This window comes from Pseudoalteromonas issachenkonii (assembly GCF_002310795.1).
GTDB classification, from domain to species: Bacteria; Pseudomonadota; Gammaproteobacteria; order Enterobacterales; family Alteromonadaceae; genus Pseudoalteromonas; species Pseudoalteromonas tetraodonis.
Genome location: NZ_CP011030.1, coordinates 347852 through 363709, shown reverse-complemented (window position 1 = coordinate 363709; position 15858 = coordinate 347852). Strand labels below are relative to the sequence as shown.

11 protein-coding genes are annotated in these 15858 nt (G+C 40.1%); 4 read left to right on the top strand and 7 right to left on the bottom strand.

Features of this window, described 5'->3' with window-relative positions; genetic code table 11:
* Positions 1-141: 141 nt before the first annotated feature.
* The 6 genes from PISS_RS01640 to PISS_RS01615 form a co-directional block, all read right to left on the bottom strand.
* The gene (locus tag PISS_RS01640) at positions 142-579 is read right to left on the bottom strand and encodes a hypothetical protein (RefSeq protein ID WP_232311329.1); all 438 of its coding nucleotides are present in this window, start codon (positions 577-579) and stop codon (positions 142-144) included.
* A gap of 86 nt (positions 580-665) precedes the next feature.
* Positions 666-2720, bottom strand: coding sequence for a hypothetical protein (locus tag PISS_RS01635; RefSeq protein WP_096040823.1), 2055 nt, complete (start codon positions 2718-2720; stop codon positions 666-668).
* The gene (locus tag PISS_RS01630; RefSeq protein ID WP_058154072.1) at positions 2713-4266 is read right to left on the bottom strand and encodes a site-specific integrase; all 1554 of its coding nucleotides are present in this window, start codon (positions 4264-4266) and stop codon (positions 2713-2715) included. The genes PISS_RS01635 and PISS_RS01630 overlap by 8 nt, the downstream gene beginning before the upstream one ends.
* Complete coding sequence (locus tag PISS_RS01625; protein ID WP_058154071.1) at positions 4247-5572, bottom strand: site-specific integrase; 1326 nt, start codon at positions 5570-5572, stop codon at positions 4247-4249. The genes PISS_RS01630 and PISS_RS01625 overlap by 20 nt, the downstream gene beginning before the upstream one ends.
* Before the next feature lie 173 nt (positions 5573-5745).
* Positions 5746-6447, bottom strand: coding sequence for a single-stranded DNA-binding protein (gene ssb / locus PISS_RS01620; RefSeq protein ID WP_058154070.1), 702 nt, complete (start codon positions 6445-6447; stop codon positions 5746-5748).
* A 20-nt stretch (positions 6448-6467) separates the two neighbouring features.
* Complete coding sequence (locus PISS_RS01615) at positions 6468-7835, bottom strand: MFS transporter (RefSeq protein ID WP_024602150.1); 1368 nt, start codon at positions 7833-7835, stop codon at positions 6468-6470.
* 163 nt (positions 7836-7998) lie between these two features.
* Between PISS_RS01615 and uvrA the strand changes: the two genes are divergently transcribed.
* Together uvrA and PISS_RS01605 are read left to right on the top strand one after the other, a co-directional pair.
* The gene (gene uvrA, locus PISS_RS01610) at positions 7999-10824 is read left to right on the top strand and encodes an excinuclease ABC subunit UvrA (protein ID WP_024602149.1); all 2826 of its coding nucleotides are present in this window, start codon (positions 7999-8001) and stop codon (positions 10822-10824) included.
* 29 nt (positions 10825-10853) lie between these two features.
* The gene (locus tag PISS_RS01605; RefSeq protein ID WP_058154069.1) at positions 10854-11915 is read left to right on the top strand and encodes a hypothetical protein; all 1062 of its coding nucleotides are present in this window, start codon (positions 10854-10856) and stop codon (positions 11913-11915) included.
* 146 nt (positions 11916-12061) lie between these two features.
* On the opposite strand, the gene PISS_RS01600 is transcribed toward PISS_RS01605, so the two are convergent.
* On the bottom strand, positions 12062-14206 hold the full coding sequence (locus PISS_RS01600; protein WP_058154068.1) for a winged helix-turn-helix domain-containing protein: 2145 nt from the start codon (positions 14204-14206) through the stop codon (positions 12062-12064).
* A 284-nt stretch (positions 14207-14490) separates the two neighbouring features.
* On the opposite strand from PISS_RS01600, the gene PISS_RS01595 reads away from it, so the two are divergent.
* Positions 14491-14841: a hypothetical protein gene (locus tag PISS_RS01595; RefSeq protein ID WP_058155446.1), complete on the top strand. Its 351-nt coding sequence runs from the start codon at positions 14491-14493 to the stop codon at positions 14839-14841.
* 27 nt (positions 14842-14868) lie between these two features.
* Positions 14869-15789, top strand: coding sequence for a TraB/GumN family protein (locus PISS_RS01590; RefSeq protein ID WP_058154067.1), 921 nt, complete (start codon positions 14869-14871; stop codon positions 15787-15789).
* Positions 15790-15858 lie beyond the last annotated feature (69 nt).

Here is a 15858-nt window from a genome sequence, read left to right as displayed (position 1 = left end):
AGAGCTAACGACTAAACAGCAAGGTATAGCTTGCTTTGAATATCGTGCGCCAATTAAACGGTCGTTTTATATACGCCGCTTTAAACTAATTCCTTTAAGTCCACAACATCTAGAGAGTTTCAATTTGCGGCCTAATTAAGCTTAATCGTCGCGACTTCGTTTACGTTTTCTATCATCTGCTCGTGTTATCTTTGGTAATGGTCGGTTTAAACTTTCAGGATCTACATTACGTGGCAATGCTCTGTCTTTTAGCTCTTCAATGTCAACATTCTCTGGGATTTTTGCGTTCATCTCATCCATGTTGTGCCCCATTTGATAAAGGTTGTACATCCATCTAATAATTTGTTCTCGCATAGCACTAACTTCGCTATGCAGCCTTTTGTTGTTTGTTTCCAACTCGTCTATTCGCTTATATGCGTTTTTTAGCTGATCATCTTCAGTTCCATGATACTTTTGAGGAGCTTCTTTCAACATGGCTTTGCGGGTATTGAATGCGATCTCTATGTCTTTGTAGGCCAACAAAGTATGCCTTGACACTTCTTTTTCTAGCCCTAACTCTCTAGTAATTCGTTCGCACAACAGTTTCCATGTTAGCTTGCCTTTCCACGAGGAAAGCAAAGTAAGTATCGATTTGTGGACATCGTCACTGATAACTATTTTTGGCATTAGCTGAACCCCAAAAGCTGTCTCATACTAATATTAGAGGAAAGTTTATCTTCCTTTTTCTCAGATTGTTTCCCATCAAGATCAGTATTTAGTCCCTTGTCTGCTAAAGCTAAACGAGTTGGTGATGGATCATGCTCCACAGGAATTCTGATGACGGTCCCATCTAATACATTATCATCTGTTTTAGTTTTAATAAGCGTGCGAATATGCGCTAATTTCCAACCCAAATGTGTTACCCAACGATCGGCACCGAATGTGTCATCAGCTGCCTCCTTCAACGCATGGTCTAATTGAGCCGCTATATTTGTTTCTAATAACTCCAACTCCTCAAGGGTTTCTGGTATACCTTTTATACAAACATGTTCTTTGCAGGTCACACACTCCCCAGCTTTAGTACAGGGTGTTCTAGCAAAATCATGAACGCAAAATCCGATACCAGTAAAATCAGCGACACCTTCTCGATCAACTCCAATAGATTTTAACGGCACGGGTAACCTTGCTTTTCGCAACACTAATGCACTAGGGCTGTCTTCATAGCTCGCTACCATGAGTTCTGTTTTTAGAAGATCCTTTTGTTCAAGGGTTCTCAAATCATATGCAACGTTCTGCGTTAAATCGGCCCTACCAGACCATTGCGCAATTTTCCAGTCATCAACACCACCTATTTTTGCATGAGTATTTAACCAAACTCGGAACTGATGAGTCGTTAATGATAACGGCTTGCCATTTTCATTGATCATTTCAAATCGCTCCCAAAGATTACTCATTTTTTTATCTTTTCGAGTAGTCTGAACGTTAAATGTATCAACGGAAGGCATCACCCAACTAAAATCCTTCGTTGCCGAAGCTGGTTTAAGTTCAAGGTCTCGAATAAGTAAAAGGTTTTCCCAAATAGGCCTGTCACTTTTAGGGTTATTTGGCCATCCCTTTTTCTTGTACTTCTCGTGCACAAGTGAATTCAGGCGTCGATAGGTTAAACTATTATCTTCTAAAAGCTGATTAATCCATTTTGTGGGGGTGTTTAACTTATCTTTATCAGTATGATGCAATGATCCAACTACATTCATTGCATAAGCAAACTCACTATGTGACAGCTGCGCATCCTCTAAATGCTTCGGCGCTGTCTTGCAGTGTTTGTGACGAAAGAAAGTTTCTGGATGATCATGCGCCCACTTTGCAGCCTTTCTAGCGGGTTCGCTTATATCAGTTAATCTCTTAAAAGCTGACTTGACAGTGTCTAACATTAACGATGGCACACCCTTGCGGTGATCACGGTACTCTTTAGAACCGAACCAAACTACATACCAATCACCCTCATCGCCTTGCTGAAGTGAATGAATGGTAAGCCCTCCAAGTTCATTAAATCTGGCGGGCGCAAAACAAAGTAAGACTAATGCACTTGTATAGTATTTATCTGCAACAGTTTTAGCTCTAGCGAAGCAATCGGCTAAACAGAGCATTTCATGCATTGAGGGACAGCGTTCTTCTCGAAACTTATCGCCTTCCTCCCCTAATTGCTCTGATGTATTGGCAGGTTTCTTGAATGGACTCTTGTATATTGGCAACGTTAGCAAAATTTTATTTTTTAAAAGCCAGGTTACAAGTGCTTGTAGCTTGCCGCCAAGATGATATTTACGCATTGGAACAACATTATCGTCTCTAATTTTTTGCTCAACGCCCTTAATCGTTTGGTTATTAACATTCAGTATGCATGGTGGCAAATCGACATATTGTTCTTGCAGTACTTGATACAGTTTACGAAGCGTTGCAATCCACAAATGGGCGGAAGAGATCTCCTTGATAGTCATCTGCTGCCTTATAAACGCTTTAGCAAAGGTCATAAAGGGCTTATCAAATGGTTCAATTGACGCATAGTTACCCGCTTGAAAGCCAAAAACGAGTGTTTGTCCTTTGTTAGGCTTCCATTTTTCAACGTCCCACCCTTGGTCTTGATAAATCGTCAAGTCGTCCTTTGCAAACCTTACAAATTCTTCAAGGTTCTTCTTACCATCCTGCTGTTGTTTGGCTTCCCAAATCTTGATTACATTACTCATCACCGACTACTCCGTTTGGTTCAACTTCGGCGCAGAGTTGTATAACTTCGGTGATAGCTAGCACAAGTCTATCAGTCGATTGAATAACAAATTTACTAGCCCCTCTCTCGCTAAGCCTTTTACGTTCTTCTAACACTCCATTCAACATAACTTGATGGCGACCAGTAATCCAAGGCTGGAACTTTACACATGTGTAGCATGCTCTACCGCCTTTCGCGCAAAAACCATAAGTACCGCAGTTGCCAACGCCACCTCCTTCTTGATTGCGAATGCGTGAGTGAGGATCATTTGCCCTCAGCGCTTCGGCCTCATTTGCAATCAGTGTCCCTGCAAATGCTTGAGCTAATGGCGCTAATACTGGCGCAAGTGCCTCGTTTATCTCCTCGGTCAGTTCCTTAACGTTCTCGGTATAAACTTTCACATTTTGAATGTCGCCGTGCCCTAATATTTTAGCAATTGCGAAAGCACTAAGCCCTCTGCGAGCTGCATTTGTTCCCATTGTGTAGCGAAATCGTCTTGCTGTTAAGTGGACAAACTCTCCATCTAAACGCTCAGATTTGGCCATGCATTTTTTGCTAATTTGAAATAGAATTTTTGTAGCACCATTTCGTGGCAAGTGAATTGCATCTGGGGTTTTGTTCATTACTTCAATAAGTTCGCTTACAGAGGATAGGTTTTTAATTGCTTTTGGAAAACCGAACAATGGCATCTTTGCTCTTAGCTCTTCTGGCAGTTTGCCTAGTTGCGCCTCTATCATTTCCAAAGTTCGACTAGCTTGATTACTAAACAATAGCGCCAGATCTTCATCAATATCACATTCTTTCATTACCTCCCTAAAGTTTGTAGATCCGTTCTTTTTGGCTTGCGGAAGGTTTAACTTGTACTCTGTGGTACCATTTTTCGATATTTTTATTAGGTCGCCAGCTATGAGCTGACAAAACTGAGTTGGCCTAGCACCTAGGTACACATTTAACAAAAGCCATGTGTAATCACGAAGCGACATCCGATCGTCAAAAAAGGCATTCACTCCCCAAAAAAGTATCGCTTGTTGTTCTTGCAAACTGTATGCGCCAGTGTGGGGACAACCTTTGGCAACTGGGACACCTTTCTCCATACCTTTTAATGTTATTTGCTCTAGCCAAGGTGCGAGTTTATCGTCAATGCCATTAATTTCTTTATCATGCCAATTCAGCAAAAAGGCTCTTATCGCGCCGAGTTTATATTCGTTGGTGGAATCTAGCTGTCCTAAATAGTTTTGGACTGTGCTGAGGTCTAAGACGGCGCTTTTAGTTTTGCGAAGCATCGCGAGTATTTCATTAAAAATAATCGAACAGCTGCTTGCTGATAATTCACATGCATAGTCTGCCATTTGCTCTTTGTAACCAACTACAAAGCTCAAAACACACTCGTTAGGAAGAAGCCCCCAGTTTAGAGTGATCGAGGTGTCAAGTTTCCAAGTCCTCTGGGTTACATCAAAGTCGTATCCCATCTTACTCGTTCTTTTTTTTTCTTCGGCGAGGGGGAAGCTAACCTTTTTGTCTAGCATTTACTATGTCCTTAACTGTTGCGCTTGTTTCATGCATCATTTGCTTGTGGATTTTGTTTGCGATCTTCGTAACACGCCGATCCAAATAAGGTCGAGCACTTTTAGGATCTGAGTGTCCCATAAGTCTCATCCGAGTATCGATCTCGTGCCCATCTTTAATTATCTGTTGACGCAAGCGTTTTACTGTCTCGACCTCACCTCGCGACTCAGCCTCTTGAATTTGCTGTGATATTTTTGAGTTATGTTCATCAATGCGATCTGAAAAGCGTTCGTTGAAATAGATTCGGAAGCCTCTACGTTGAATATTTGTAAAGCTTTCATCTACGCGTTTTAGTGGCGTTATTACTCCCGAGGAAAAGTTTTTGTCACTCATCGCAGAACCAGAGCTTTCACCCTTATGGGATACAAAAATGTATGGATGGCTCTTAGCTAATTTATAAGCTGGTCTAACTTTTCTGATGTAATACTCAAGATCTGTGTATAAGGCCGGGGGAATTTCAATATCGCGTTCCTGTGTTTTAAGAGTTGGCTGGACTTTTCTAGGATCACTTGGGTCGTCATGCCGCCTTTTGAACTTCAACTGCGGGATCTCTATGTCATGATTAATGTCGTCGAGTGTTAATGACAAAACTTCTGATGGCCGACAGCCAGTCCAGTATAAGACCTCGAGTAACAGATAGTTACGCAATCGTGTATCAAAATTTTTAAATGGATTGTCAGGGTGATCAGTTCTTATTACTTGTCGAAATTTTTCAAAAACAGCGGCCTCTGCATGCGTTACCTTTGAGAGGTTGCTCAGTCCTTTTGGGTAGTGGCTTTTGAAAAGCGCCTCCATCTTATCGATTCGCTCCACTAAGTCACTAGCATTGGGTTTAAATTTGCAAATTTCCCAAGCACAAAACTTTAAATATCGATTAATGCCTGTCATACGCTGATGTTGATAATTTTTATCAACAACACTGAGCGGTGATTCGGATCTAGCGAGACGTGTAAAGTGAACTACTTTTTCAGTTTTGCGATTTTGTTGCTTAGCTGACAATCGACAAAAATTCTTGATGGACTGTATAGTTTCTTTATCTAGGAGTTTTTGTCTACGGAATTCTGCGAGTAGGTTTCTCCCTGTAGAGTGCTGCCATTTATGCAAAAGGACAATGTTGTATAACTCTTTTTTTATCGTGTTTTGCTTACCGTCTGCACGCAGTTCTACTGTAACGTAAAGCGTTGACCAGAAATCGACTGTTCCGTCATCGTGAATGATAAGAGGCCTTCGCTCTCCATCTGAAAGTATTTCGTCTGTAACTCGCATCGACCACTCCTATACCATACAAAATTTATATTAGCATAACTTAGTCGATTGGCAACTTTTTAATATACAAAAAAAATCCCATTTTTCATTATAAAAATAGCGAAAGCTAATATTTATAAGGAGCTATGGGATTCTTAACTATTTTAAATCTACAAAAACAGTTTTATCAGAAATTAGAACGGGATATCGTCATCAAAGTCGATTGTTGGTTCCATAGGGTTTGATGCGCCACCTTGCGGTGCATTTTGTGGCTTAGGTGCAAACCCGCCTTGCTGTTGTGGTGCACTATTTTGTTGTGGTGCAAAACCACCTTGCTGCTGTGGCTGGTATTGGTTGTTTTGCTGCGGTGCTGGCTGCTGAGCAGGTGCAGATTGCTGCTGTGGAGCATAACTGCCTTGCTGGCTATTTTGGCCTTGGTTATTTTGACCATAACCACCGCTTTGTTGCCCGCCTTGGTTTCCTTGATAGCCACTAATTTGTTGACCACCTTGGTTACCTTGATAGCCACCACTTTGTTGGTCGCCACCGCGTGCACCTAGCATTTGCATTTGACCCGTAAAGCCATCGACAACGATTTCTGTGGTGTATTTTTCTTGGCCTTGTTGATCAGTCCATTTACGGGTTTGAAGTTTACCTTCTACGTAAATTTGTGATCCCTTGCGGCAGTATTCACCCACAATTTCAGCTAACTTGCCAAAAAATACCACACGGTGCCACTCAGTTTTATCAACCATTTGGCCAGTGTTTTTATCTTTATAGCTATCTGAAGTTGCTAAGGTAATATTTGCTACACCATTACCATTAGGCATGTAACGAACTTCAGGATCTTGCCCTAAATTACCAACCAAAATTACTTTGTTCACACCGCGTGCCATGGAACCATCTCCTATAAACGTTAGATTAAACCAGCCACTCTTCGGGCTTGGTCTAGGTCAAATTCTTTATCATTAATCTTTAAGTAGCTACGACTTTCATCGCGAACTACGGTTGCTTCTATTACGCCGGGTAAAGCAACTAACTGAGAAGCCAGTGTTTGTGCCTGCTCTTCAGAATCTAATTGGGTCATTAAACTAATAACTTTGCTTTTCGGTGGGACTTGCATTTTCCACGCAATAATAAGCCATATTACCCCAACAAGTGCCGCCGCCGCAAACACAGCTTGCGTACTAGTTGTTTGTGCTACATACCCGCCAAGCATGCCGCCTAAAAAAGCGCCTAAAAACTGGCTCGATGAATACCCCCCCATGGCTGAGCCTTTTTGGCTTGCTGGAGCAATACGCGACACAAGAGCCGGCATAGTGGCTTCTAAAAAGTTAAACGCAACAAAATATAACAGCATACAAACCGCAATACCAACAACGCTGTTTGCCCACATAGACATACTTAACATGCTGACTATTAAAACCATAACAGAACCAATAAAGGCTTGTTTTTCTTTCTCTTTTTTAATTGCCACTATCATCACGGGCACCATTAAAAAAAACGCCAAAAATAAAACCGGAATATAAAGCTGCCAATGGTTTTCGGCTACTAAGCCATCTTTAATTAATTGGCTTGGTAATACTACAAAAATAGTCGTTAATGTTAGATGCAGCAATAATACGCCTGCATTTAAACGTGCCAGCTGTGGGTGTTTAATCAATTTTTTGATGTCACTAAAACTGGCAAGCGTATCGCCTTTAGGGGCTTTATTTATTGCACTGGGAACGAGCATAGTGACTATAAAAATACCACACACAGCCAAAATAGCCGTTAGCCAAAATACGCCTGCAATGCCCCATGAAGCTGCCACTATCGGCCCTAATAACATCGCAAACGCAAAGCTCATGCCGATGCTCATGCCAATCACCGCCATAACTTTGGGGCGCTGTTCATCACGGCTTAAATCTGATGCAAACGCTAATAATGCGCTGGCTATAGCTCCCATGCCTTGTAACGCACGCCCTACCGTCACCATTTGAATAGACTCTGCCAAAGCGGCAATTACCGAACCTAAAGCAAACACCGCCAAACCACCGACTATGACTTTTTTACGACCTATTTTATCGGAAAGTCTCCCCATTGGGATTTGTAATACGGCCTGAGTTAAACCATACGCACCAATTGCAAAACCAATCCAGATAGGTGAAAAGCCTTCAAGCTCTTGACCATAAATAGCTAAAACAGGCATCAGCATAAACAAGCCGAGCATTCTAAATGCAAACACACTCGCTAACGATACGGCAGCGCGTTTTTCTCGTGAATTAAGTGAAGATGCGGTCATTATATGCGTGATCTTACTGTGTTAAAAAATTAGGCAAGGATTCTATCACAAGCTTGGCAATAATTAATCGTCTATAACTAAGGATTTTTTCGATGATCAAGGATTAATATTGCAGCGTATTATGCGATACTGAACAAATAATTTTGGCAATAAACGAGATAGCATGGAAAACATTGAAGTCCGAGGCGCCCGCACGCACAATTTAAAAGACATCAGCCTAACCATCCCACGTGATAAACTAATTGTTATTACTGGCTTATCTGGTTCAGGAAAGTCATCACTTGCATTTGATACGCTGTATGCAGAAGGGCAACGCCGGTATGTTGAATCACTCTCTGCTTATGCAAGGCAGTTTTTGTCATTAATGGAAAAGCCCGATGTAGATCATATTGAAGGCCTTTCTCCTGCTATTTCTATAGAACAAAAATCAACCTCGCATAACCCACGTTCAACCGTGGGAACTATTACTGAAATCTACGATTATTTACGCTTGATGTTTGCACGCGTTGGCGAACCTCGCTGTCCGACTCATGATTTACCGCTCGCGGCGCAAACAATCAGCCAAATGGTCGATACCGCACTGGCGCTGCCTGAAGGCACAAAGTTAATGCTCTTGGCGCCTGTTGTTAAAGACCGTAAAGGCGAACATGTAAAGCTATTAGAGCAGCTTGCAAGCCAAGGCTACATTCGCGCACGTATTGATGGCGAAGTGTGCGACCTATCTGATCCACCACCACTAGATCTACATAAAAAGCACACAATTGAAGTCGTGGTTGATCGCTTTAAAGTCAAAGACGGCCAGCAACAACGTCTCGCGGAATCATTCGAAACAGCACTTGAAATGTCAGGCGGCGTTGCCAACATTGCGTTTATGGACGATAGCAATGCTGAAGAAATGCTGTTTTCAGCAAATTTTGCCTGTCCAACCTGTGGCTATGCGATGACAGAGCTTGAACCGCGTCTATTTTCGTTCAACAACCCAGCCGGGGCTTGTCAAAGCTGTGACGGTTTAGGTGTAAGGCAATACTTTGACCCTAATCGCGTGGTTCATAACCCTGAGATAAGTTTAGCTGGCGGTGCAATTAAAGGTTGGGACAAACGCAGCTTTTACTACTATCAAATGTTGCAAGCAGTTGCACAACATTACGACTTTGATTTAGATGTGCCTTATCAGGAACTAGCTAAAGAACATAAGAAAATTATTCTAGATGGCTCGGGTGATACTAAAATTGCATTTAATTACCGTAATGACCGCGGTGATTTAATTACACGTAATCATGTATTTGAAGGCGTGTTAAATAATATGAACCGCCGCTACCGCGAAACTGAATCAAACTCTGTGCGTGAAGAGCTAGCTAAGTATCAAACTAGTCAAGCGTGCCCTAGTTGTAAAGGTTCGCGCCTTCGCCAAGAAGCACGTAACGTATTTATTGGTCAAACTAACTTACCAACCATCACACATATGAGTATTGGTGAGGCAATGAGCTTTTTTGAAGGCTTGCATTTGACTGGGCAAAAAGGCCAAATTGCGGAGAAGATTTTAAAAGAAATTCGCGATCGTTTATCTTTCTTAATAAATGTTGGCCTAAATTACTTATCACTTGAGCGCAGCGCCGACACGCTCTCTGGCGGTGAAGCACAGCGTATTCGTTTAGCGAGTCAAATTGGCGCTGGATTAGTAGGTGTAATGTATGTTTTAGATGAACCATCTATTGGTTTACACCAACGTGATAACGACCGTTTATTAAAAACCTTAGTGCATTTACGTGATTTAGGTAACACCGTTATTGTTGTAGAGCATGATGAAGACGCGATCCGCGCGGCAGATCATATTATTGATATTGGTCCGGGTGCTGGTGTCCATGGCGGCCATGTTATTGCTCAAGGTACACGCGATGATATTTTAGCGAGCAAAGACTCGGTTACCGGTCAGTTTTTATCGGGGGTGCGTAAAATTGAAGTACCTAAAGAGCGCCATGCTACTAACGATAAATGGTTAGAGCTGTTTGGCGCTACCGGTAATAACTTAAAAAATGTTGATTTAAAAATACCCTTTGGCTTAATGACCTGTATTACCGGTGTATCGGGCTCAGGTAAATCTACACTCATTAACGACACCTTATTTAAACTCGCTCACACTGAGCTTAATGGCGCCACAACTGCAGAAGCGGCCCCTTACAAGTCAATTGCAGGCCTTGAGCACTTTGATAAAGTGATTGATATTGACCAAAGTCCTATTGGCCGCACACCGCGTTCAAATCCTGCAACTTATACCGGTATTTTCACCGGTATTCGTGAACTGTTTGCGGGTACTCAAGAAGCCCGTTCACGTGGTTACAAAGTAGGTCGCTTTAGCTTTAATGTTAAAGGTGGGCGTTGTGAGGCATGCCAAGGTGATGGCGTTATTAAAGTAGAAATGCACTTTTTACCTGACGTATATGTGCCGTGTGATGTATGTAAAGGTAAACGTTATAACCGCGAAACCTTAGAAGTACAATATAAAGGCAAAAACATCAACCAAGTGCTCGATATGACCGTTGAAGATGCCCATGACTACTTTGATAAAATACCGGCCATAGCACGCAAACTTAAAACCCTAATGGATGTTGGACTTTCTTATATCCGCTTAGGCCAAGCCGCTACAACACTTTCTGGTGGTGAAGCACAGCGAATTAAGTTAGCACGTGAGCTTTCTAAGCGTGATACCGGTAAAACGCTATACATATTAGATGAGCCAACAACAGGCCTGCACTTTGCAGATATAGAGCAGTTATTAGTAGTACTGCATCGTCTGCGCGATCATGGCAATACCATTGTAGTGATTGAGCACAATTTAGATGTCATCAAAACAGCCGACTGGATCGTTGATTTAGGCCCTGAAGGTGGTGCTGGCGGCGGTGAAATACTGATTGCAGGTACACCAGAAGAAGTGGCTGAATGCCAGCGCTCTCATACTGGGCACTACTTAAAACCGTTATTAAATAAATAACGGTAATACGCTTTAGATAAGGAAAGTCGGTGTTAAGGTATTTAAAAATTGCAAAATGGCGTGCTAATAAGCAGTTTAAGCAACAGCAAAAAAGCTGGCAACCACACCAAGTTAAACTGCTTAGCCATATAAAAAGCATATGGTTTAACCTTAACACCGCGCAAAAACTTTATCTGCTTGCGTTTATAACTCTAGCCATTTTTAAGATAACGTGGCTATGTGCCACTATTACTATTATTGCGCTGATCATAGAATTTTGGCCTAAGTTTAATCAACTATGGAATTCACTCGCCGGTAAAGCACTTATTTTGGTATTTTATGCCAGTATTGCTAACTTTGTTTTAGCAAGTGCTAGTGGCATTGTAAATGAAGTCACTCAGGTATCAGCTAATCACTTTAATTACACTCATAACTTTGCCACTTTATTATATTTACCGCCTTGGACACTAGGAATAACTCTGGCAACACTGCTCGGCTTACAACTTATTTTGCCTTTTTACATCATAGTGTTATTACTAATCAAGCCATTTGGATCTGATCGCATAAAGTTTATTAGCCAAAGCTACTCACCACTTCTAACTGCATTAACCCGCTTTTTTTTAGCGACGGTAGTGTTTGTAAGTCTGATTGCATTTATTGATGAAAAACCGCCTGAAAAAGTATTAAACGATATAGTAAATAGCTTTGAAAATAGCCAATCGCTCGCAAATAAATCCCCCGCTGAGCAAGAGCAAGCCATAGAAAAATTGAGTGAGCAAATAGAGAAAAAACTCCCCTCTTCAGACAATGACGGCGCTCAGACAAAAACATTTGGTATTCGCTTAGAAGGCGAAGATGAGAACACTCAAACGGTTAGGCAGTTTTTAGATACTAAAGGCTACTTTGAACGTAGTAAGCGCTTAATTGCCATGTTTGCCTATAGTTATGAAGCAGACAGTTATTCACGTTGTAAGAAATCAACAGAGAGTAAGTCAATCGAGCTCAATGATTACGAAATTATTGAAATAACGCCTGATCAAAGCATGCCTTACGGTTATCAATTTATAGTTAGAGCCTGTGAGTCTGCCGGTATTTCTGCTACAAAACATTAAAATATAAAAAATGCCGCTAAATTAGCGGCATTTTTGTATCTGCAAATAAACGCGCTTATGGGCGTGGAATAAACCCAACCGCATCATAAACTGCTTTTAATGTAGTTTCTGCACGCGCGCTGGCTTTTTCGGCATAATGAATAGCGCTATTCGCCCCAACTAATTTGTACTATTTGCATATCTTTATACTTAGATCCCGTAAACAATATTTCATTGCTTTCGTTTACCTCAAAACCAATAGGTCGAAAGTCCACGTGTGTATCTTGTATGGTTTGATCTTGTAAATTTAGCCTAGCGATTCTAGAAATAGAATCTGAATAATAGAAATAGTTTTTGCTAATGCCATATGCAACTGACTTTTTGGCATTTTTAGGTAATTCCCAGCTTTGCCTATCTGAAAGGCGAATTAATTGATTATCATTAGTTACGTATCCGTTACCTTTACTATCTGAAATGAGTTTATTCGCTTTTATTCCTTCTATCACGCGTGTATCGCGGGTGAGTAAATTAAATTCTGCCAATATATTTTTTGAACCAAGTCGCTTAATATAAATAATGCTTTCGTTATTTTTTGACCAAATATAGCTTATTATTTTATGCTTATTAAATTCTTCTAACGGATAAAATTTTTGAGCGTTTACGTCATAAAGTGAATAGCTTTTATTTTTTATGAACATTATGCGCTGCTTATTGGGAGAAGCTCTGAGCATTCCTAATGCAAAAATCGAAGGGGCATCATCATAATTAAAAAAGCTAAGTTGCTTTGTAAAACCATTTTGAGAGAGCCATAATTGACTGCTGCCAGAACGCTCAGATACGAAAACATGCGCAGGCCCTTCTTTATTAACTATTTCAATAATGTTGTAGTCGTCTTTATCACTTTTATAGAGTGTTTCATACTTAGGTGTATCGCCAAAAGGGTCTGTTGCTTTAATTAGCGAGTATGATTGGGTTTTATTCTCTGAATAAAAAAGACTATTGGCAGAGTGAACCGCTATATAATAAGGATTTATCTTTGGGGTTACTGTTAGCGTATGTTTAACAATGTTTTTTTCATCAAACATAATGGTTGAAAGCTCAGAACCTTCAAATACAATCACGCCTTTATCGTCAGCAAGCCAATCAAATGCAAAGCTAATCGTGCTTTTTTCTGCTTTAAATAACCGCTTGGTTTCATGGGTCTCAAAGTTATAACTAAATACAGAAAAAGGCTTACCCTTTTGACTAAGTATATATGCTATTTTATTACCAGAATGAGATAAACGCGGCATGATTACGCCATACATTACCCCTGGTGGTGGGATCACTATGAATTCTTTTTTAAGTTCTAAATCAAATTTATATAAACCTGAACCTTCATGCTCATTTTTATATTCGGTGTAATAAATATGTTCACCACTTTCGTCTACTTGCGCATAACCTGTATATCTAAGGTCACACTTTTTAATAGAGGTAGCCTCCCCAATAACAGGAAACTGGCTTAAATCAACAAGTACCATTTCGCACTTTTGCTGCTTTAAATTGGTAGCTTGTAATAGCACTGAGTGCTGGTTTAACTGCCATGATAAAATAGACACCTGAAAGCCTGGATAGGTAATTTCAATCTCTCGCTGATCTGAAAGACGCTTAACAAATGCATGCATTACGTCATTTTCAGGTTCTATATTAGTGTAAGCTAAAAACTGTTTATCAGAAGATACCTCGGGGTGAACCTCGCTGCCAATATTCCACGTACTTGCTACCTTATTTACCGTGATCTGTTTAATCTTTTCGCTAGAAGGTGCATTAATAAAAAACAACCCAAACCATACTAAAAAGCATATAAAAATAATGACGACTAAAGAATAGATCAAAAACTTTTTACTATTCGTTCTTTGAACCGGTTGAGAAGTAGTTGCAGTCACTACCTCTTCATTTTTTGCAGAAATATCCGGTGAGTCAGGCAAAAAGTTTGCAGGCTCTTCAAAAACGCTTGCTTGCGTTAAGCGCTCTGGTATGACGGTTAGACTGTACCCTTTACGGTAATGCGTTTTCAAAAGCGGCGCTTTTTCAATGGGGTGAGCAAGCTGCTTTCTTAACTCTGAAATAGCACGATTAATGGCATTGTCGTCTACAAAGCTTTGCTGCCACACACTCTCTATTAGCGCTTGACGGGAAACGATTTGTTGAGGCTTATCTATAAAATACAGTAATAGCTTTACTAAAAGTGGGTCTAATTCCCTTTCCATGTTGTTTGAAGTAATCACACAGCGATTACTAATAAATTGCCAAGGTCCGATTTGATAATTCATAGTGTTTACGTATTTTTATTTTTCACTAACCCTATCACAGGTACACTTTTTAATATAGTTAGGTGAATTAGAAACCTTATTTCTGCAGATAAGGTTTAAGGCTAACACTTTAATTTAAAACAATAAAAACAATAAAAATTCTTATAAATAAATCACTCACAACTAGATAAGCGACTCTCGGTAAATTCAGCGATATTCTTTAAAACGTCATCAACAAGCAGCTTACTGAACACGACTTTTAAATGTTAATTAAGCTGACTTTTAAACATAAAAAAGGTTTCATTATGAATAACGCAACTAAAAAAGTATTACCCGTAATTATATTAGCAACAGTATTTAGTACAGCCTCTGCAGTTGCTACAGAAAGCAAAAGCAACACGCTATTAGCTAATTCAGGGCAATGTGCAGCCGGTGAAATAGTCACCAATAGCAATCAAATAATTTATGCTACAAACACCGATTCACTCATTAAGCATGAAGTAAACACTGAAACATTATTTACTAGTATAGAGAATCAAATAACGGCCGACTTTGAATCTTCTATAAACAAGATGAACGCAAAAATTGATAGCAACCTTTCGAAAATAACGTCATCACTAACAACTTATATAAGCACTATTTTAACCAATCAATAATAAATAAAATTTCATTAAGGAAGTGTTATGAACGCATTTACTAAAAAAGTATTTTCAGCAACTGTATTATTGAGTAGCTGCTTATTAGCAACGACTGTGCAAGCACAAAGCTCAGTGTGGCAGGTAAGCAAAGGAAATGACTCATTATTTATTGGCGGCACAGTACACATTTTACCGAAATCAGAAATGCCTCTACCAGTGGAGTTTAACCACGCCTATCAACAAGCAGATACTATTGTATTAGAAGCACCAATACCTGATCCTAGCGATGCACAAGCACAAATGAAAATGTTGAGCGCACTATCCTATAAAAATAATGAAACATTGAGCCAAAAGCTAACTCCAGAGGTAAAGCTCGCATTAGAAAACAAGCTGGCTGAATTTGGTGCAAATCTGACTAAATTAGATAACTTTCGCCCAGCAATGGTTAGTATTGTGCTGATGTCGATGGAGTTGCAAAAACAAAATTTAATGGGTGAAGGCGTTGACGCTTACTTTACTAAAAAAGCGACATTAGATAATAAAGAACAACAACACTTAGAGACGATGGCATTTCAGTTAGAGTTATTTAAGACTATGGGTGAACATAACGAAAATGACTTTATCAAAAATAATTTAGCTGGGTTTGATAATTACGGTGTGATGTTTAAAAAATTACTCTCAGCTTGGCGTGAGGGTGATACACAATCGCTCTATACAGTAGCACTTGAACCGATGCAAAAAAATGATCCTGCAACTTATAAACAATTAATGACCGATAGAAACAATAACTGGCTAGTTAAAGTAGAACAAATGTTTAAAAACGATAAAAGTGAATTTGTACTTGTGGGCGCAGGACACCTCGCCGGAGAAGATAGCTTACTGACATTACTTGAGAATAAAGGCTACCAAGTATCTTTAGTTGATATTAACAATACAACTTCCAAAACAACTGCTGAGGCCGATTGATGGATAAAACAGACAAGCAAGCAATGTCACTTCTATTTATATTTGGCTTTTTAATGTTAATCAGCGTGA